This window comes from Sphingobacterium sp. B29 (assembly GCF_001952815.1).
Lineage (GTDB): Bacteria > Bacteroidota > Bacteroidia > Sphingobacteriales > Sphingobacteriaceae > Sphingobacterium > Sphingobacterium siyangense.
In genome coordinates this window covers 4820810-4841625 of sequence record NZ_CP019158.1, presented here as the reverse complement: position 1 = coordinate 4841625, position 20816 = coordinate 4820810, and the positions used below count along the sequence as shown (strand labels likewise).

General features: G+C 44.6%; 12 protein-coding genes. 8 read left to right on the top strand and 4 right to left on the bottom strand.

Annotated features, from left to right (window positions below):
• Positions 1-443 precede the first annotated feature (443 nt).
• Positions 444-911: a PA2169 family four-helix-bundle protein gene (locus BV902_RS20780; RefSeq protein ID WP_075994905.1), complete on the bottom strand. Its 468-nt coding sequence runs from the start codon at positions 909-911 to the stop codon at positions 444-446.
• A 206-nt stretch (positions 912-1117) separates the two neighbouring features.
• On the opposite strand from BV902_RS20780, the gene BV902_RS20775 reads away from it, so the two are divergent.
• From BV902_RS20775 to BV902_RS20755, 5 genes are all read left to right on the top strand, one after another.
• Complete coding sequence (locus BV902_RS20775) at positions 1118-2833, top strand: FAD/NAD(P)-binding protein (RefSeq protein ID WP_075993582.1); 1716 nt, start codon at positions 1118-1120, stop codon at positions 2831-2833.
• A 137-nt stretch (positions 2834-2970) separates the two neighbouring features.
• Positions 2971-6591 carry a response regulator gene (locus tag BV902_RS20770; RefSeq protein ID WP_075993581.1) on the top strand — a complete coding sequence of 1207 codons (3621 nt, stop codon included), beginning with the start codon at positions 2971-2973 and terminating at the stop codon, positions 6589-6591.
• 20 nt (positions 6592-6611) lie between these two features.
• Positions 6612-6986 carry a response regulator gene (locus tag BV902_RS20765; RefSeq protein ID WP_075993580.1) on the top strand — a complete coding sequence of 125 codons (375 nt, stop codon included), beginning with the start codon at positions 6612-6614 and terminating at the stop codon, positions 6984-6986.
• Complete coding sequence (locus BV902_RS20760) at positions 6983-7810, top strand: CheR family methyltransferase (RefSeq protein ID WP_075993579.1); 828 nt, start codon at positions 6983-6985, stop codon at positions 7808-7810. The genes BV902_RS20765 and BV902_RS20760 overlap by 4 nt, the downstream gene beginning before the upstream one ends.
• 84 nt (positions 7811-7894) lie before the next feature.
• Positions 7895-8551, top strand: coding sequence for a response regulator transcription factor (locus BV902_RS20755; RefSeq protein WP_075993578.1), 657 nt, complete (start codon positions 7895-7897; stop codon positions 8549-8551).
• 153 nt (positions 8552-8704) lie between these two features.
• On the opposite strand, the gene BV902_RS20750 is transcribed toward BV902_RS20755, so the two are convergent.
• On the bottom strand, positions 8705-11383 hold the full coding sequence (locus BV902_RS20750) for a DUF5695 domain-containing protein (RefSeq protein ID WP_075993577.1): 2679 nt from the start codon (positions 11381-11383) through the stop codon (positions 8705-8707).
• A 306-nt stretch (positions 11384-11689) separates the two neighbouring features.
• Here BV902_RS20750 and BV902_RS20745 point away from each other — a divergent pair, with 306 nt between their 5' ends.
• Positions 11690-15091: a family 43 glycosylhydrolase gene (locus BV902_RS20745; RefSeq protein WP_075993576.1), complete on the top strand. Its 3402-nt coding sequence runs from the start codon at positions 11690-11692 to the stop codon at positions 15089-15091.
• 74 nt (positions 15092-15165) lie between these two features.
• Here BV902_RS20745 and BV902_RS20740 read toward each other — a convergent pair whose 3' ends face one another.
• Complete coding sequence (locus BV902_RS20740) at positions 15166-15645, bottom strand: hypothetical protein (protein ID WP_157626157.1); 480 nt, start codon at positions 15643-15645, stop codon at positions 15166-15168.
• 234 nt (positions 15646-15879) lie between these two features.
• On the opposite strand from BV902_RS20740, the gene BV902_RS20735 reads away from it, so the two are divergent.
• The gene (locus tag BV902_RS20735) at positions 15880-16803 is read left to right on the top strand and encodes a hypothetical protein (protein WP_075993574.1); all 924 of its coding nucleotides are present in this window, start codon (positions 15880-15882) and stop codon (positions 16801-16803) included.
• A gap of 89 nt (positions 16804-16892) precedes the next feature.
• Here the strand turns inward: BV902_RS20735 and BV902_RS20730 are convergent, their stop codons facing one another.
• Positions 16893-17105: a hypothetical protein gene (locus BV902_RS20730; RefSeq protein ID WP_075993573.1), complete on the bottom strand. Its 213-nt coding sequence runs from the start codon at positions 17103-17105 to the stop codon at positions 16893-16895.
• Between the two features lie 595 nt (positions 17106-17700).
• On the opposite strand from BV902_RS20730, the gene BV902_RS20720 reads away from it, so the two are divergent.
• A complete protein-coding gene (locus BV902_RS20720) occupies positions 17701-20808 on the top strand; it encodes a SusC/RagA family TonB-linked outer membrane protein (protein ID WP_075993571.1) in 3108 nt (1035 codons plus the stop codon).
• Positions 20809-20816: the final 8 nt, after the last annotated feature.

Sequence of the window (20816 nt, the reverse complement as noted above, 5' to 3'; positions counted from 1 at the left end):
TTACGATGTGGGCCTATTTTAACAATACATACTTTCCGAGGGGTATCCTAATGGTTCAGCTGCTATTAATATTTTTTCAGCTAGTGAACCGATTTTTCATACAGTGTACGGCAATTATTTTTTATGTCTTTATACTCTTATATGTAACTTTCGGTGGTGTCAATTCTGCTATACCATATGATTTTTCAGATTTCCTTTTTCCGCTTTTGGTTACCGTATGGGAGTATGGCGATCATAGGATGATGTATTTAAGTGAAATGATATTTTTGATCATGCTAATTGTTACTACAACAATCTCTGTTCGGGAGAAATGGAAGCAATCAGCAAAAGCGGCACTACATTCTTGGCTAGGGTGAGTCAATGATGAAGTCGAAACATAAAAAAATACCGAAGGGATTACACTTCGGTATTTTTCGTGAAAAAGAAAAATTACTATTTCAATCTTAGAGGGTTTTGCTATCGCGCAGCATTTTAATGATATTATGCGCTTCAAGCTGCTTGCTGAGCTGTGTATTGATCAAGCTATGCACATTTTGCGAAAGTTCTTCCGATCCTTCAGCCAAAGCTGTTTGATAAGTTGATTTGAAGGCATCTTCTCCCTGCTCACAGGTTTCGAGCAGACTTCTTTCGTCATCTCCCGTAATATTTACTTTTATCCCCATCCAGGCGCGGAAAAGCTTGCCGCTCAGCATGGTGCTATCCGTCGCCTCTTTGCCTTCAAGCTCAACATAAGGTGTCAACTCGGCAATAAATTCTTCCGACTGTCCGATAAATTTTTGAAATGTTGGTATAAGTTTATCTAAACCATGACTTGTCGCCAGATCAATAGCTTTTTTATAACCCTCGATGCGGTCGTTGTTGATCTTGATAATGTCATTGATGATCTCCGGATTGTTGATGTTGTTTTCCATAATATTGTTATTTGTTATCATTTTGTTTATTCGAAAAACAGCAGGTACCTGATTATCGTTTGCAGAATCCGAGATTCAGGTATTTAAATCATGGCCCGTATTTATCCCGTTTTTTATTGTCCTGAAATAAATAGGCCTAAAACTTTCTGCAATTTACCCTTGTTCTTAGAACCGAATACTGTCCTTTAGGCAGCGCAACGAAAACTATGCAACAAAACATTCATGTAGCCATTATCGGGGGTGGACCCAGTGGCCTGTTTATGTACAAGAGATTGGTCGAAAAGAATATAGCCGGTCTCAAAGTATCTATTTTCGAGTCCCGCAAGCAATTGGGGGCAGGGATGCCTTATAGCTACGAAGGTGCTACACCTGAGCATCTAACTAATGTCTCGGATCATGAAATTCCCGCACTGGTCTCCACGATTGAGGATTATGTTCAATCCTTATCGGAAACCACGCTTCGAAGCTATGGAATCGATGTTGACGATTTTAATCGCTACAAAGTGGTGCCACGGTTGCTCCTTGGCCGCTACCTTTCGGAGCAGTTTATGTTATTGAAACGGATGGCGGATGAAAAGGGGATAGAAACACAGATTCATCTCGGCTGCCAGGTCAGCGATATCATTGATCTGGAAAGCCAGACGCAGGTTAAAATCATGGTCGGCAGCACCGATACCTATATCGTAGACAAGGTTATCATCTGTACCGGACATAAATGGCCAACCAGGTATGAGGGCAATGTAGAGCATTATTTTGAATCACCCTATCCGCCATCAAAGCTCGCCTTAAAAACAGACCATGCAGTAGGCTTACGTGGCGCTTCGCTCACGGCAATCGATGCTATCCGTACACTTGCACGCCACAATGGGTCTTTTGAGGCGCTGGAGACAGGTGAGTTAAGATATCAGATCGACCCGGGAAGTGAAAATTTTAAGTTATTGATGCATACCCGCAGTGGCCTTCTGCCTGCGATCCGATTCCATCAGGAAGAACCTTTCCTAGCCAACAAGCTCTTGATCTCCGAAGAGGAACTCATGCTTAACAGACTTGAAAATGAAGGTTTCGTGTCGTTGGATTTTCTGTTCGATCGTAATTTTAAAGCGCAGTTTAAGGAAAAGGATCCCGACTTTTATGCAATTGTGGAAAAACTCAGCCTGGAAGACTTTGTAGAAGCAGTACTCAGTTTAAGGGAACAGAAAGATGCCTTCGAGGGATTTCGCCAGGAGCACGAACAAGCGCTGAAATCTATCAGAAGGCGTCAGTCTATCTATTGGAAAGAAGTACTTTCTGCCTTGAGCTTTACCCTGAATTACCCGGCCAAATATATGTCTGCCGAAGATATGTTGCGTTTAAAAAAAGTACTGATGCCGTTGATTTCCATTGTCATCGCTTTTGTGCCGCAGAGTTCCAGTCGTGAGCTCCTCGCACTACACGATGCTGGTCGGCTGGAAGTGGTCAATGTTGGTACGGACAGTCGGGTTGAACCTGCGAGCGACCGCGGCGCTAACTATTTTTATACCGATGAATCTGGGATAGAAGTAAAAACCCATTATAAGACATTTGTGGATTGTGTAGGACAGCGACCGTTGGACTTTGAAGAATTTCCTTTCAAGAGTTTAGTCGACAATGGCAATGTCAGTCCAGCTTACCTGCGATTTCGTTCAGTGGAACAGGCCAAAGAACAAATGCTGGCAGGCAACGACCATATGTTTGTGGCTCCGGATGGTGCCATTTTTTTGCAGGTACCCGGGGTAAAGATAGACGACAGCTTCCGGCTGGTAGACCACAGCGGCAACGCCAGTCAACGTCTTTTCATGATGGCTGTACCTTACATGGGCGGCTATAATCCGGATTATTCGGGCCTCGATTTTTGTGCAGCAACCTCCGAAATCATTGCCAATAGAATTGCTTCGGGGGGATAAATACGTAAGTTTTTGTTAAAATACGGTAAGATGGTTGGGGCCGGGCGACACGGGATTTAATTTAAGCTCCCTATTGCTATATTTGGCGGCCATCTAGACCATCAGTTGGCATTGTCTTAAATCAATTGTTGAAAAGCATGCCTAAAACTATTTTAAGAAACCTGCAGATAGGTTTTGGAATTTCACTGTTGATCCTGTTAGCGAGTTCAACGGCTTCTTATGTGAGTATCCGTAAGCAGATCCACAATAGTGCGATGGTTGATCACAGCCGCCGTGTCATGAGTCGTGTCAATAAAATTTTGCAGGATTTACAGAATGCAGAAACAGGCCAGCGCGGCTTCCTGCTGACGGGGATGGACAAGTTTCTCGATCCCTACAAAAATGGTCTTCAGTCCTTGCCTCAATCCCTGAGCCGCGCGCATGATCTTACGGCTGATAACCCAGCTCAGCAGCAGGTGATTGATACCCTGTCAACACTTGTTCAGTCTCGACTGGATCGATTAGAGAATTTGGTGAACATCAAAAAACGAGGTGGTATCGTCTCTGTTGCCCAGCTCGAAGAAGGCAAAACCTATATGGACAGTTGCCGTTTGTTGATCAGCAAAATCATAGATAAAGAAGAATCGTTGCTTAATCGACGTTCAGATGAACTTACACGGTCTTCGGGATATACCTCCATATTTGTTTTATTGGCTGCGGCAGTTTCGTTGCTGATTACACTGTTTTTTTACTTCCGCCTCAGGGCAGATTTCTTTAAGCGCGAGGAGTTGCAGAATGACCTAAAACGCAAGGATGAGGAGATCCAGCGCCGACTGAGCATTACCCAGCGTATAGCACGCGAGATTGCTGCCGGCAATTATGAAATGCAGATTCAGGATGCCGAACAGGACGATCTGGGCAGCTTGACGGGATCCCTCAACGAAATGGCCAGGTCGCTCAAAACATCATTTGATGAACTCAGTAATAACAATTGGCATCAGGCCGGACTAACCCAGCTGGGCAACCTCTTGATGGGTAATAAACAGCAGGAAGAGCTCACAGCCGTTACGCTGGGTCATCTGACAAAATATGGCAACTGTGTCAATGGTGCCATTTACCTGATGGAACAGGATGAACTTGTCTTAAGGGGAGCCTATGGACTCGAAGATCCCGACCATAAGCGCTTCGCTCCAGGAGAAGGCATGGTCGGTCAGGTCTTTAAAGACGGGAAAGAAAAGTTATTTGAAAACCTCGAAAATAGCAGCTATGTTATCAGTTTTGCCAGCGGAAAGGTGCAGGTGAACAACCTTTTTATCTTGCCTGTTTTTGATGGTAACCAATGTATCGGTGTGATGGAGCTGGGGGCACTAAAGCCTTTTTCTTCCATACAGCTGGCATTTTTTAGAGATGCAGTGCAAAAAGTAGGTACTACACTTGCGGCGGCACAGGCCAGACTTGTGGTGCAGAATCTATTGGAAGAAACTCAGGCGCAGACTGAAGAGCTGCAGGCACAGCATACCGAATTGGAATCCCTCAATTCGAGCCTCGAAATGCATACCCATAAATTGCAGGCATCAGAAGAGGAACTCCGCGTGCAGCAGGAAGAACTGGTGCAATCTAACCGTGAATTGGAGGAGCGCTCAAAACTATTGGAAGATAAAAATGTTGAAATCGCCGAACGCAATCAGGAAATTCAGAAAAAAGCGGCGGAGCTGGAACAAAGTACACGCTATAAGTCTGAATTTTTGGCCAATATGTCGCATGAACTGCGTACACCGCTCAATTCAATTCTGTTACTTTCCCGTTTGATGGCCGAAAATTCGGACGGCAACCTCAATGAAGAACAGATGGAATCGGCAGCTGTGATCCAAAGTTCGGGAAAGAGCCTGCTGACCTTGATAGATGAGATTCTGGATCTTTCCAAAATAGAGTCCGGAAAAATGGATCTGGATGTACAGCCTGTATATTTTACCGATATACTGAACGGACTGACGGCTATGTTCGGACCAATCGCCGCGGATAAGCAGCTCGGATTAGAAATGAGCGCCGCGGAGGGTTTGCCGATACAGCTCGAAACAGACAAGCAGCGCCTGGATCAGATTTTACGTAACCTATTGTCGAATGCCATCAAATTTACAGCTTCGGGTAAGGTTACCTTGCATATTGACCGCGAACAGTCGCAGAGACACCGTATCGTATTTGAAGTGCGCGATACGGGAATAGGAATACCAAAAGACAAGCAGCATCTGATTTTTGAAGCTTTTCAACAGGCTGATGGTTCGACGCGCCGCAAATTTGGCGGTACTGGACTGGGGCTCTCGATCAGTCGGGAACTGGCGCGTCTGCTCGGAGGCGAAATCTTGTTGGATAGTGAAGAAAACAAAGGCAGTGTATTCCGCCTTATCCTTCCGGAGCAGATTTCGGGCAACATGCCATCCGTATTTGCTACGGAATTGCAGCGACCAATGATCGGAGAAACAGACGTTGAAACGGTGGAGCCCGCTCTAGTGGAACAAGATTCACAAGTGGCCGTGCAGGCCGTGGAAAGGATGCCTGAGATTCCTATCCCAGCCGATATTCCGGATGATCGCGATAGCATCGTCGCAGGCGACCGTTTTATCCTGATTGTTGAAGATGATATTGAGTTCGCAAAGATCTTGCTCAAATATACGCGTCAGCAAAACTACAAAGGTATCGTGGTCGTCCGTGGTGATATCGCTGCGGAGATGGTGGCCCGTTATATGCCGCTGGCGGTCCTATTGGATATTCAGCTTCCGCTCAAAGATGGCTGGCAGGTAATGGCTGAGATCAAGGAAAACCCCAAGACTCGACATATACCTGTGCATATTATGTCTTCTTTACAGGTTAAAAGAGAAAGCCTGCTTCAGGGCGCCATAGACTTTATCAATAAACCGATGGCATTGGAGCAGATGGGCGATATGTTCCGTAAAATAGAAGATGCGCTCACACGGCATCCCAAAAAAGTATTGATCGTTGAAGAAAATCCCAAACATGCGGCGGCGCTGTCGCTCTTCCTCGAGAGTTTTGACATTGCCTCGGAGATCAAGAGCAATGTAGAAGATAGCATTGTGGCGCTGAGTTCAGACACTGCCGACTGTGTGATCCTTGATATGGGGGTTCCAGACCGTGTTGGCTACGAGACATTGGAAGCCGTAAAACGAAACCAAGGCCTTGAAAATTTGCCGATTATTGTATTTACCGGTAAGAACCTTTCGCAGGTAGAGGAAATGAAATTAAAACGGTATGCGGATTCTATCATTGTAAAAACGGCTAATTCCTATCAGCGTATTTTGGACGAAGTGGGTTTATTTCTACATCTCGTAGAGGAAAATAATGGTCCTTCTACCAAATCGCCGGGTGGACTTGGCTTTTTGCAGGATGTTCTGCAGGGAAAAAAAGTACTAGTAGCGGATGACGACATTCGAAATATTTTCTCGCTAACCAAAGCGCTCGAAAAATATCAGATGACCGTGGTGCCGGCAACGGACGGAAAAGATGCGCTGAAACAGCTGGAAGATAATCCGGATGTGGCGGTGATCCTGATGGACATGATGATGCCCGAAATGGATGGTTACGAAACGATTGCTTCGATCCGAAAAGATCAGCGATACGAAAACATGCCCATTATTGCTGTTACAGCCAAATCAATGATGGGGGATAGGGAAAAATGTATTGCCGCAGGAGCGTCTGATTATATATCCAAACCGGTGGATATCGATCAGCTATTGTCTCTCTTGCGCGTATGGCTATATGAATAATAACGCAATAAATAAGGAGCATGGATAAAAATAAAACCATATTGATCATCGACGATGATCAGAACAATATATTTGCGTTGAAATTGGCCTTGAAGTCAAGAGGTTTTCAGGCGATGGGCAGTCTTTCTGCAGAAGAAGGACTTGCTCAGTTAAGGGATCATGGCGGCATAGGTATTGTGCTCATGGATATGATGATGCCCGAGATAGACGGCTATGAAGCCACCAAGCTGATCCGTGATTCATGGAACGCAAGTGAATTGCCTATTATCGCCGTGACGGCACAGGCAATGACCGGCGATCGTGAAAAATGTCTGTCTGCAGGGGCAAATGGCTATATCTCGAAACCGATCGACATTGAACTGCTTGTGCAGATGATAAGAGAAATCGCAGGATGACCACAGGGAAAAAAATTGTCAGCCAAGAGCAGGTCATGATCCTGATGGAGGATGTGGAGCGTCTCTATGGTTACGACTTTACCCACTATACGAAAGCATCCTTATCGCGGCGGATCAACCAGCTTTGCCTGCTGGATAATTTTGCGAGTTTCGCCGAGCTACGTTATCGTGTTGTCCACGATCCGGAATACATGCAGCGATTTGTCGAAAAGATGACAGTGAACGTAACCGAAATGTTTCGTGATCCAAGCTTTTTCGCAAATCTTCGCCATGAAATCCTTCCAAAATTGCGCACTTCGCCCTTTATCCGCATCTGGATAGCGGGCTGTGCAACAGGTGAGGAAGCGTACTCGCTGGCAATTTTATTGCAAGAAGAAAATCTATTGCACAAATCATTGATCTATGGCACCGATATCAACCCCTCGGTGCTTGAGCAGGCAAAGAAGGCTGTCATCCCGATGGCAAATCTAAAATCTTATGTTGAAAATTATCAGCTTTCGGGCGGTAAAGCTGATTTTTCATCGTACTATACCGCGAACTATAACTGGGTAAAACTCAATTCCACGTTGCGGGAACGTATTGTTTTTGCATCTCACAACTTGGTGAGTGATGCTTCTTTTAATGCTTTTCAGCTGATTCTATGTCGCAATGTGCTGATCTATTTTGACACAGAGCTGCAGGCCAGGGTATTGTCCCTTTTTGATGAAAGCCTCGAAACATTCGGCTACCTTGCCTTAGGCAGTCAGGAGACACTGCGCTTTTCTGCGCTGGCACCCCACTATAATCAGGTGGGTAATGAAAAGATATGGCGAAAGGTCAAGTAGAACTGGAGGGGATTTTTACGTGAACTTATTTTAAAAAATAACTTAATTAAAAAAATAGATTATCTTGGTAGGATTGGAGGAAAAATGACTAAAATTCTTTTAGTTGATGACCATCGACTTGTGCGAAATGGGATACGCTTGATCATTGATACCCACGACAAGCTTTCGGTGGTAGGAGAAGTAGACAGTGCAGAGGATGCATTAATCTATCTTGAACAAAATGCATTGCCGGATCTGGTTTTAACGGACCTGAATATGCAGGGCATGGATGGTGTGAGTTTCATCCGAATGGCCAAAAAAATATATCCTGATCTTAGGTTTGCTGTGCTTTCCATGATTGAAGATCCGGTTGATGTAGCCGAAGCTTTTCGGAGTGGTGCAGACGGGTATCTATCTAAAGGGGGGGATTATGATGAAATCTTATTCGGATTGTTACGTTTATCTCATGGGCATAAATATCTGATGACCAATTTCGGTCTACGGTTTATGGAAAATTTTGATGTTGAGAATAGTGCGAATGTTGATGTTACTTCACGGCTGTCGCAGTATGAAATCACAGAAAGGGAATTTGCCGTACTGGAACTCATTGCGCAGGGTTTCACCGCTGTGGAAATTGCGGATAAGATCTTTTTGAGCAAACGGACTGTCGAAGGGCACCGTCAGAACCTGATGGACAAAACCAAAAGCAAAAATACGGCCGATCTGATCCGTTTTGCATTTCAGCAAAAGCTGCTGAGCTAAATAGAACCGTGAAAAAATAGCCTTTGTTTTGAATCGGGCTTCCATCTAAATGAAAGCCCGTTTTTTTGAAGTCTTATGATCGCTTGTGTTTCTAGCATGGAGTCTGGCGAAGAGATAGCCCATGTTTTAGTAGGCCATTGTCTGGATTCTTTTCTACTTCAGCTTTTTCAATTTTACTGTTTTTGTTGATAGGGGTATTACATAGCGATTCAATGGATCTTGGTTTATTCCTTCCACCTCATAATGGCTTTCGGGATTTACATTGAGCAGAATATTTGTGCTGTTTTGTTTTGCTTCATTATTGAAGATCAGGGTGACACTATGGTCTTTTTGATCGTAGTGCAATTCGGCAATTTCTCCGGCATCTGTGGTCAACCAAAGATTTTCTTTTGCCAGGAAGACACGTCCCTTGGAAGCTGTAGTCAGGGCAACCTTGACCTGTTGTTTTTCGGTTTTTAGATTTCCGCTGAAAGCCAGCCAGCCAAATTCGGGATGTTCGACAATGTAGGTCGCCGAATTGACGGCATAACCATAAAAGCCGGTTCCATAATCGCCCGAGATGCCGTCATTGGCTAGTGTGGATGGATAGGAGTGGAACGCTCCCGGGCCAAAGCCGTCGGCTGTGACATTGGCCAAGGCCCCCATCATACCTGCATGTCCGATACGGAGCAGGTAGAAGTCGTCCGGATGGTCGCGATAAGCTGTAAGGACAGGAATGGCATTGAGGGCCGAACCATAATGGTGCAGCTGCCGCTCGATACGGGAGAGCTTGCCGCCGTAGACAAAATCCCAATAGCGGCGTGCACTGCCATTGTAACCCCAGTGCGGTACGGTAGGCATGTAAGCAATGATGGCATTGAGCGTCACTTGAGCTTTTTCGTCGAAACCGAAAAAGCGCGACCAGAGGTATACCTCTTCCTGACCTGTAGAATCCCATGGCATCTCGCTCCCGAATGGATAATTGAGGGTTTTCCAATGCTCTGCTCGCTTGCGCATGGCGGCTTCAAGCTTGTCGGCCATCGTTGTTAATCCTTCCTTACGGAGATCATTGAGTACGATAAGGAAGATACTGCCTTCCATTTGACCGAACTGTGCGTAATAAGGCGCTTTTTCGACCATGGCGATACTGGTCTGGTAAGCCCGTTCGAGGTACTTGTCCCAGGTTTCCTCATTGACCAGATTGTTGTAGTTGCGGGCGAGCCTGTACATCACCCAATGTGCTGCCGCAACATGTGGATAATTGTAGGATCGTCCAATGTCATCGGCTTCCTTTTTGGGCCAGGCAGACCAGGTTTTCCAGTTGATATCCGAACGGTAGGTACCGGCTGGCATTGAATCTGGTTCATAATAAAAAAGGCTTTTGACAACACCATATTTCTTGTCGCCTTCTTTATGCTGGATATGACCGTATAGGGTCTCATTGACAAAACGTTTCAATTTGGCTATTTCCTGTTGATCGGGCTGCAGTACTTGTTTCATCAGGGCGGCAAGCCAGCTTGCTGCTCCGGCTTCATCGCTGAGGCCTGCAAACCAGGCGCTCCTATTTTGGGTGATGGGCTGCTGTTCTTCATAGTCATAGGATATGACAGATGGTGAACGGCCAAAGAGATCCTTGTCATTTTCATACCACTGCTTGGTGGTGAGGAAATGGCCCAGATCCTGTACAACTTCTTTTTCGGATTTGATTACTTTATAGTGGATCGTCTGCGTAATGCCATCCCTGTAGTTGATGGTAAGCCGCGCGCGTCCCCAATGGTTGCCCTTCACTTCGTATTCGGTCCATTGCTGTGCGGTGCTTCCTTTTTTTGTCAGGGTCAATGCACCTTCGGGGTAGACACTGACACTTTTGACCGCTTTGTTGTGCTTAACAAAGAGTTTGGCGGGATTGTCCATGGGGACAACATATCCGGGAAGTCCAACAGCGACAGGCCTATTGTTTTTCAATAACTCCGATTCAATTTGCCGGATACTTGGCGCGAGGACAAATTTTAAGGCAAAGGTCTTTGATTCATGTGGCTTCAAGAGGGTATAAGTCGGTGTATTCCATTGTTCTACGCCTTTCCAATCAGTCTCGGCATAGGCCTTACTGTGGATCATCCATTCATGAAATCCCTCAAAGGTAATACTTCGGGGGGTAGGGTCTGTATTGAGCGGATTGTAGGCTTCAAAGCCTGCATTTTTATAGGGCAATACCAACAGACTCGGCCCATTGCCATGTAGGCGGTTGACCTGTAGATAACCCGCATCTTGGCCGATATAGGGATCGAAAAAGACATTCTGTGCATGTGCCTGATCGAGATTTTTCCAATCCATGTTGTTGTTGAAAGGAAGTGGGATACCCAGCGCGCCGATTTCGATGGGATAATCGTTGGGATTTGAAACTTCAAAACTCAGGATCAGATCGCCTCCGTCATCTCGCCAGCTGCGTACAACCTTCAACGGAATATTGTTGAGCGTAGGGCTGATATCTGCGCTTGCAAGATCGTTTTTTGCCGGATTTATTGGGATGACATGTTTACGGTCTGCCGCCGATGAGTAGGAAGTCCAGGGGGTATCACCCTGACGGCGCAAACTGATATTGATATCACCGATATGAAAAAACTTATTGCGGTCTCTTTTGCTCAGGAGCTCAACAGGTGTATAGTCAAAATCTTTTTCGCCGCCGTTGGGGCGAAAAGAAGATAGCGTCTGCGATGCATTGAGGATAGCTACATGGAGGTTTTTGAGGGTAAAGTTTTTGGCACCCTCTTCTACACCTAAAGTGGCTTGCTGTGCTTTGACTGCTTTCCATACGGGGTGTTCGTCCTGTTGGCTATATACGCTGCTTGGCAACTGTGTGCATACGAGCGCAAATAGGATCCAATAGCTTTTTTTTAAGATTCATTTTTGACATGTTATTGCTCATTTAATACGCCGAAGATCATTGTTCTTACAAAGATGAAGGATTGTACCCTCGATTTATGGGTAGATTTTAACCTTCAATAGCCCATTTTTAACCTATTAGCCCTCAAAATTTGTAATGCGATGATCGAAGTTATAAATTTAATGTTAAATAGACATTTATCGTAGATTTTATTTGTTGTAAAGTTAGTTGAATGGCGATATCGTTTTTTATGTACCAGTAAACTTTGTGTTATCATGAAACATCATTTTTCTTTCGCTATTTTGGTTGCACTGGTTATGTCGCTTACAGGGCTGGTGGCACAGCCGTTGAAACCCTACCAACAGCCTAATGTATTGAATCCACTGTTGCCTGGGTATTTTGCGGACCCGAGCATCAAGAAAATTGCAGATACGTATTATATCTATGCGACCACCGATGGTAATGGTTGGGGAGCAGGGCCATCACAGGTATGGACATCCAGGGATTTTAAGAACTGGACCATTCAACCCATGAACTGGCCCAATACACACTGGTACTGGGCTCCTGATATGACGCAGGGATACGACGGACGATATTACCTCTATTATAGTCAGCCTGTAGAAATTTTTGGGGCAGTGGCCGACAGCCCCACAGGCCCCTGGGAACCTTTGGTAGCCGGTGGCAAATCGATGATCCCGAACTATATGGTTCCAGGTGTAATTACTCTGGACGGGCAAACCTTTCGGGATGATGATGGTCGCATCTATCTATTTTGGGGAACCTGGGGAATCTACCCCGATCATGGATGTGGGGTGGGGATACTCAACAGGGATATGAAAACGTTCGAAAAAACAGCATTGATTCCTAATACGGTGGCAAAGGACTTTTTTGAGGCGCCCTATATGTTTAAGCGTAAGGGCATCTATTACCTGATGTACTCCTCGGGGCATTGTGAAGATGGTACTTATCGTGTGCAATATGTTAAAAGTAAAATCGGTCCCATGGGACCTTTTGAATATCCATCGGCCAATCCGATATTGATTACAAACGAGGATGGTAGTATTCATGGTCCGGGACATCATAGTATTCTTGAACAGGATAATCGTTATTTCATCGTCTATCACAGGCATAATAATCCACATGCTGGGGGCGGCTTCCACCGTCAGGTTGCCATGGACGAGCTATTCTTTAGGCCTGACGGCGATATTGAGCCGGTGCGGCCCACACATGCTGGTGTGACAGATTTGCTTCCAACAGTTACAGGGCCGGTCGATTTGGCTTTTGGGAAAACGGTGAAGGCCTCCTCTTACTACAATACAGATTTTAGGCCTGCATTCTTAGTCGACAACAACAATGGAACACTATGGCGTGCCAAAAATAATCAAGGACCGGCCTGGGTAGCTATTGACCTGGGTAAGAAGCTGGATATACAGACCATATCCATTCAGTTTGAATACCCAACTTATGCCTATCAATACCGACTCGAAACCTCTGTGGATGGTCTTGCCTGGAAAAGCTTTGTAGATCGCTCGAATAATGACCGTTGGGCAAGTCCTATTGTTGAACACGGCAAAGCTATGGCAAGATATGTTAGATTACATGTATTGAACACGCAAGTGAATGGACTTCCTCGTGGCGTTTGGAACATGAAAGTGTATGCACAAAAGCTTCCACAACAGACGCTGTGGTCTGCAGCACAAACGATGCCCGTCAAGGAAATAACATTGGGTAATTTAATCCATATCGATGCGGCCAATTACCAGGAGGGGCAACAGGTAAAAGGTATTCAGAATAAAGGGCTACTCGGGGGGATGTTCAGTACAGAACATGCCTTGGCCGTTAAAAATTATCAGGGTAAAAAGGCATTCTTCTTTGATGGAGCTACCGCATTGCGCTCGACTTTCACTGTGCCACAGTCGTTGGCTACAAATAGTTCTTATAGTATTGCGCTATGGGTCAATAATCCGGACATCGCCAGGTTTGAACAGTTGGTTGCCTGGTCGTCGGGGCAGCAGGATCTCAGCAAAGCAATTTTTGGTTATGGTACTGATCCCGGACGTGGGGCCATCACGCATGGCTCCTGGCCTGATTTGGGATATGCATCGGTTCCAGGCGCAAATATATGGCATCATATTGTATTTTCTTTTGACGGCTATCAGGAATCTATTTATGTGGACGGAAAGCTGCAACGCAGGGAAAATAGGATGCTGTTTGTCAGGCCCGGAGATGTTTTTGTCCTGGGAGCTTCGGATGTGCTAGATCAGTATTTTTCGGGCTATGTATCCAGTTTGCAGGTATATAATACGAGCTTGGATGAGGAGGAAGTGGCCAGTTTGGCCAATGAAGTCCCGAAATCGGATTTCTTTGGGCTGCAAACTGACGATTTAAATCTCGGAAAGCTCAGCACTTTGCGGAACCAGGGAACAGCAAAGGATACCTTAGTGGCGCTTGACGATGCGGAGGTGGTGGTAGCGGGAAATAGATTGGCATTGAAAGGTAAGGCTTTTGAAAGTGCGGCGCTAACGGACATTCTTCGTCAGCAGCAGTATACGCTGGATTTTGACTGGTACGACGGCGCTGCCTGGCAGCATGCTTTGTTTGTGCATGATAAAGGAAAAAAGCGCTTTTATCGCAATGGGAAGGCTGAAAAGCGGGTGTTTTCTGAAAAACTGCTGGGGGTAAATAAGACTAGCATTGAACTGGCTTATCCATTTCATTTCTTTCGCGCCTATTCTGGCACCTTAACATCGGATGAGATAAACGCAAAGTTCAGTCAGTGGAAAGCAGGCTTGGCCAATGGGCTGGACGGGTATGTTCCGCAGGTGCTTTCTCCGCCGCACCTGATCAATGCGGATCAGGTATTTGTACAGGTCGAAAAGCAAGCGGGAATGTGGTATCTCTTCCGTTCTGAGGGCGAAAGTTCAGGCTGGAAGCAACAGTCTTACCATCTCTTTAAATCATTCGAACCTGGAAAATCCATCGAAGTTCTGGCAAAGGATGCCTTTGGCCATGTCAGTAAGCCGGTAGTGGAAGGGGTTTCGGCGAAAAGGCCGCAATTGGTACAGCCAGCACACGATGAAAGCTATTCAGCCAAGGATCAGAAAATTCCTTTCTGGGATGGTTATCAATACAGTGAAAGAACCGACAGTACACAGACAGCGCTTTCCTACTTGAATGGAACCTGGAAAATCCAGTCCAAAAATACAAAATGGGGTGATGCAGACCTTCTGGCCCCCTTTGTTTATAAAGAGCTGGAGGGAGATTTCACGCTAGAGGTTAAGATAAGCGATGTGGCAGGCTTGGCCCGCAAAGCACGTACATCAAGTGAAGCCGGTATCATGATTCAACGCGTGGATAGTAAGGATGCCTACATCACCAATTGTATTTTGACGGGATGGAACCTGGGCAATCTTTCGCGGAGCATCGGCCCACAGATTTTTCAGGAAGAGAATACAGGAACCGGCCTAAATTTTTCGCCCTACCTTCAGGTTCAGAAGATCGGTAATTATTTCTTTTTGCGTTGCTCGGGAGATGGCATGGACTGGAAGGATCTTCCCGGAACACCGTTTCTACGCCCCGATCTGAACGGCAAAAGACTGCGCGTCGGACTTTATCAGATTGCCGGTAACAACCAGTTAGGTTATGGTGAATTTGAAAGACTTCGTATCTGGAAGTAAAAATGATATGTCCATAAAAAACGGTATTGAACATTGTTCAATACGTTTTTTATCGAAAGTTTACTGAAGAAGGATCACTTGGAGTCATTTAGCGCTAAAGAGCTGATCAATGAGTCAGCTTCTTTTTTTTCGATCTGTTTACTGTATGATGCGGTCAGCACTTTATAGCGGATATCCAACACTTTCTCCTGTAAATCATAATCTGTCGTCACTTCCAATACCTTGGTATATTGTCTTTTTTCGGCATCATATCCGAAGGCAAAAAGATCGAGTTCTTTTTTGATACTGCAGCCTTTAAAATAGATGTTTTTCCAGCGATGCCCTATATTGCCGCTCGGATTATACCAGATGATGCAGGAATCAAGGTTCCTTCTGCCCCAGCTAGCTGGAATGGGATGCAGCCCCAGCTTTTTGCGTTGCTCGTTGTAATTGACTCCATATTTTTCGGTAATACATGTTTTGCTGAAATACGACCGCATAGATGGGTAAATGGGCAAGAGTATCACAACGAATGATAATACAATAAATAGGTTCCGAAAAAGGGTTTTGTTCATAAATGGTCTTTTGATGTTGCTAGGCTCGTATATTTTGCACCCGCATTGTATCTGTATACAATGGGTTCCTGTTTTCATTTTAAATATATTAAAAAAATATGGAGTGATCGACCTGTTGTGCGGATTTTCAAAAAAATATAGGGCCTTCTTTTTGTTTTCCAAAAAAGTAAATAGGTGGGGCAAAAACATTCTGAAAAGGTTATTGTTGTAAAAATTAAGGCATAACCTCAGGTAATGAAAATACTTCTTCTAACGATCAGATCTTTTCTCTTTTTGTCCATATTGCTGTTGACAGCCTGTTCGACCTTGATCAACAATGTTCAGGTACATACGTTGACAACAAACTACTGTGCGCCAAATGTGGCCTATACATCAATTCCAATACAGGAAATCGCTGCCTCGGATAGTATCCAGATAAGGAAAATTTTTTCTTACCATGATTTTGTGCTGATCAAATACCTCAATCTTGCAGAACCCATTATCCAGTATTTGGGGACTGCGAATAGTGCTACACTGAAATTGGCGGCAAGGCAAAAGATGACTGAAAGGTACATGCTGTTTGAGACAGAACTGAATGCCATTGCAGCGGAGTTGGACTGTAACGGTGAGCGTATCGATAAGCTCGCAGGATATATAGACGAACTGAATGCGAAAACGCAGACCCGTTTGACGGTGGCTTCTATACTTCTGGGAGCGGTGACAGCGGTTACTGCAACAACGGTCAAAAATGATGGCCTCAACAATGGGTTGAGCATCGCTGGCGGGGTCGGTACCGCCGTATTGGGATTTATGACCCTGAACCCAAAAGGCAAAAAGGTCAAGATGCAGCTGCAACGTAATATGCTTGAAAGTATTTGGTATCAAAATAATAAGGCGCAGATCTACCCAAGCTCAGTTTGGGGAATTTTATCCGAGAAAAAATTTAGCAACGCTGAAAACTCGTCACTGATAGAAACAATGCGGCAGCGCTGGCTGCAATATGGTTTGGACGATGAACCGGATAGTCCCCTGCAGCAGCTTTATTTTAAGAATGGTGGAACTTTTGCGGCCGAGGAACTACATGATCTAGCCAATATGCACAATGAATTGCAGGCGACTATACGTTCTATTCAGCAGGATATGCGAAGTTTAATACTGGTCATCCATACACTGGAATGAGGGTAAGGATTCAATTGGTTAATATTGTACTATTTTCGGCCGTTAAGCAAATTCTTTTTATCTAGGAATACGATTATTCCGTTATTCGTTTATACGGGAATCTCTTCCTCAATAGTGACAGATTGTGATTTTTTAATATTTTTGATGCCTTTCCTATGGAGCCATTCGGTAAAATGATCCGGGTCGTCCGGTATAAAATGGATCACCTTACCATTTTTGAGGAGTAAGGAAAATATACCGCAATTAGCGATGAATTTGATGATTTCATCGGAATGGTGTTTCAATAGCGAAAAATATTCCATTAAGTTTGGTTTTTCTTTAAAAAATAGGTCGGATAAACTATCCAAAATATGCGTTAAATGGCCAATTCAATCGATTGCATAAGTCAATTCAAAGATGTGAAATATTTTTAATATTTCTTCAAAAGATTATAAATTAATGTTGCTTTTTTTTGTTAAACTGTTTTCGCTTGGCTACTTAATCACCGCATTTCTATAGATCTCTCAAAATGATATCTCCAGTAGGTTTCCTGTTTTGATCTCAAGATAGGTTCTGGATCGATATCCAAAAGTAATGGCAATGGTCTTCGATAACAGCTTTTAAACATTTTTACCCTTCTTTTAAATATTCGTTGCAAAGCGATTTTGTTGAAAGCAATAGCTTTGCTTTGTAACCAATTGGCGAAAAGCCAGTTCATTTTAAATAAATGATCCAGTAAATGCAATAGTGAATTTTTAAGGGATGCCACCTGTTAAAGCGAGCTTATTATGTGACCAGATAGCACATAGCGGTGAGCAGATACAGTTAGCATATAAGTAATAAATAACCAATTTGTATAAATAAATAACCAAGTACTCGCCTCAAGGGGCAAAAAGACATTTATCTCAAATAAAGATTATGAACAGAAATTATGTGTCTTCTTTCTTTTGTTTTCCCAAAGAAAGGAATAGGAAAGTGAAATGGTTGTTAATGGCTTCCATTTTAATGGGCATTGGACGACTGTCTGCTCAGGAAAAAGTGATTCATGGAAAGATCATCAGTGATCAAGGAAAACCAATTATTGGGGCATCGATCAAAGTGAAGGATAAAACCCTCAGTACTTCAACAAACGAGAAAGGCGAATTTGTACTCAAACTCAATCCGGGAGAAGTCCTTATTGTATCCAATGTGGGTTATAATCAGGCAGAATATGTAATCGGTAATTCTTCGGAAATCAGTATTCCACTTGTTGCCGCAGAAATTGCCGTGGATGAAGTTGTGGTGGTAGGCTATGGTAAACAGAAGAAGGTCGATCTGACCTCTTCCATCGCTGTTGTGGACACCAAAGATCTGGTGAAAGTACCTGGTGGTACAATTGCTACGCTTCAGAGCGCCGTGCCTGGAGTGCAGGTAACCAATGGCGCTATCCGTATCCGTGGCGTTGGATCCATTAACGGAACCGATCCGCTCTATGTCGTGGATGGGATGATCGGCGGAGCTATGCCGGATGAAAATAATATTGCCAGCATTCAGGTTTTGAAAGATGCCGCATCAAGTGCCATCTATGGTTCCCGTGGGGCCAATGGCGTTATTTTGGTCACCACAAAACGGGGTAAAGCCGGAGAGGTGAAGCTCGATTATAATGCCTTCGCCGGCATCAAAAATATTTCCCATAATATACCTCTGCTGAACGGACAGCAACTGGCCGAATTGATTAATGAGGAAATGTACAATAAGGATCCTTCGCGCAAAGATTATCTGGCCGCGCTGTCTAAACCCTCCGACATCGGGCACGGGTATAATATGATGGACGAATTGCTGCAGACGGGCAATTATCAACGGCATAATCTCTCGGTTTCCGGCGGATCTCAAAACGCCAATTTTCGGCTTAGCGGTATCTATGCGACAGACAAATCCATTATTATTCAAGATAAAAATAAGTATTATGGCGCCCAATTTATCTCTGATTTTACCAAAGGAAAACTCAAGATAGGCGAAACCCTTTCCTTAGGTTACACCCGCCGCAACTGGAGCGACAAAAATATCATCGATGCGCAAAAGTGGTCCTCGACATTACCGCTCTACGATGCCAACAGCAGCACTGGTTTTGCCGGAGCTGGCAATGGAACGGATGTTCAGAGTGCATTGGCAAATGCATACCTCAATAAAAACGTCAATGACAACTTTTCGGTAAACGGCAATGCCTGGGCTACTTATGAGATTATAAAAGGCCTGGTTTACAAATTTAATATGGGGATCGACCTTAGCCGGGTGCGGAATGAGGGGTATATAGGTAACTACTCTGTCGGACAATATCAGAACCATAATCCGGATGAACTCAATATTTCCAGCAGTCAGAATAACCGCTGGTTATTTGAAAACACGCTGACTTATGAAAATAACTTTGGTAAGCATGCGATTTCGGCTTTGGCGGGAATCACTTCAGAAGAATCCCGGTATAATGCTGTCAATGCTGGGGCCCGTGGTTTGCCGAGTCCGGATGTTTTGATCCTTAATTCGGCATCCCTGGCGAGTTCCCGTCTTGTGGGGTCAGGTGTGGGACAGTCTGCCATGTATTCCATGCTGGGACGTGTCAACTATAATTATGATAACCGCTACTTGTTGACATTTAATATGCGACGGGATGGATCGGCCAACTTTAGCAATCAATACCGCTATGGAAACTTTCCTTCGGTATCAGCGGGATGGCGGATCAGTCAGGAATCTTTCATGAAAGCATTTCCTGCGATCAGCGAATTGAAGCTCCGAGCTAGTTACGGGCTTTTGGGTAATTCGGATATTGCACAATATCAGTATCAACGGACAGTTAGTTTCGACCATGTCTGGTATTACCTGAACAATGTGATGGTCACGGGGGCCCTGCCACAGACTCCCTCGAATCCGAATGTAAAATGGGAAAGTCAGTATTCAACTGATCTTGGTCTCGATCTGGAGCTTTTTGATCATAAATTGGCTTTGACAGTTGATTACTATAATAAAAAGACCGAGGACATGCTGATCAATGTACCCATTTCGTTTACCGCAGGCTATGGTAACAACTTTCCCGTGCTGAATGCCGGTAGCATACGGAATCGGGGCTGGGATATCCTGGCTTCCTACAAAGATCAGGTCGGTAATTTTGGCTATCGTATCGGCGCCAATATTTCTTTTGTGAAAAACCGCGTGCTGAGTCTGGGCAACAATAATGAAATTTTATGGGGAAGTATCTCTCCTGGGGGTGAAAACGTCACAAGAACAGCAGTTGGTCGTTCGGTAGGGGAATTTTGGGGCTACACCACCAACGGTTTATATACCAGTCAGGCACAATTGGATGCCGATAAAGCTTTTGCACCCCACGCAGCATTGGGCGATGTACGCTTCAATGACCGAAATGGCGACAAGGTCTTAAATGATCAGGATAAGGATTTTTTGGGAAGCCCAATACCTGATTTTAGTTACGGCTTCAATGCTGATGTAAACTACAACAGTTCGATTGGCACATTTGATCTGTCGATGATGTGGCAGGGAAGTAAAGGAAACGACATCTACAACAATAGCCGCTATTGGGGCGAGGGAATGTACCATTACTACAATAATTTTGCATCGACTCTGGATCGTTATCGTGCGGAGGAGCTTGTCTTCAAAAATCCGGTATCTGGTGAAACTACGGTCTATCCAAAAAATACAGATACTACTATTCCACGCGCTGTACTCGGCGATCCCAATCAAAATTTAAGGGCATCCAACAGGTTTGTGGAGGATGGCTCTTACCTCCGGCTTAAAGTACTCAACATTGGTTACAGTTTTTCAAGTCCTAGACTTGAACGTTGGAAGATCGACCGACTGCGGTTTTACGTAGGCGCAAAAAACCTACTGACCTTTACCAAGTATTCAGGTTATGATCCTGAAGTGGGGTCGGGCGATACACGCTCCAATCTAAGCCGTGGTATCGATGGGCAAACGCCTTGGGGGTTGAGCTTTCCAAATTCAAGAGAGTATTTTATGGGTATTCAATTTACATTCTAATCCCTTAT

Bases quoted from the DNA above. Each gene is read 5' to 3' on its own strand.
- BV902_RS20780 (WP_075994905.1), bottom strand. From the start codon at position 911: ATGGAAAACAACATCAACAATCCGGAGATCATCAATGACATTATCAAG.
- BV902_RS20775 (WP_075993582.1), top strand. From the start codon at position 1,118: ATGCAACAAAACATTCATGTAGCCATTATCGGGGGTGGACCCAGTGGC.
- BV902_RS20770 (WP_075993581.1), top strand. From the start codon at position 2,971: ATGCCTAAAACTATTTTAAGAAACCTGCAGATAGGTTTTGGAATTTCA.
- BV902_RS20765 (WP_075993580.1), top strand. From the start codon at position 6,612: ATGGATAAAAATAAAACCATATTGATCATCGACGATGATCAGAACAAT.
- BV902_RS20760 (WP_075993579.1), top strand. From the start codon at position 6,983: ATGACCACAGGGAAAAAAATTGTCAGCCAAGAGCAGGTCATGATCCTG.
- BV902_RS20755 (WP_075993578.1), top strand. From the start codon at position 7,895: ATGACTAAAATTCTTTTAGTTGATGACCATCGACTTGTGCGAAATGGG.
- BV902_RS20745 (WP_075993576.1), top strand. From the start codon at position 11,690: ATGAAACATCATTTTTCTTTCGCTATTTTGGTTGCACTGGTTATGTCG.
- BV902_RS20740 (WP_157626157.1), bottom strand. From the start codon at position 15,645: ATGAACAAAACCCTTTTTCGGAACCTATTTATTGTATTATCATTCGTT.
- BV902_RS20735 (WP_075993574.1), top strand. From the start codon at position 15,880: ATGAAAATACTTCTTCTAACGATCAGATCTTTTCTCTTTTTGTCCATA.
- BV902_RS20730 (WP_075993573.1), bottom strand. From the start codon at position 17,105: ATGGAATATTTTTCGCTATTGAAACACCATTCCGATGAAATCATCAAA.
- BV902_RS20720 (WP_075993571.1), top strand. From the start codon at position 17,701: ATGAACAGAAATTATGTGTCTTCTTTCTTTTGTTTTCCCAAAGAAAGG.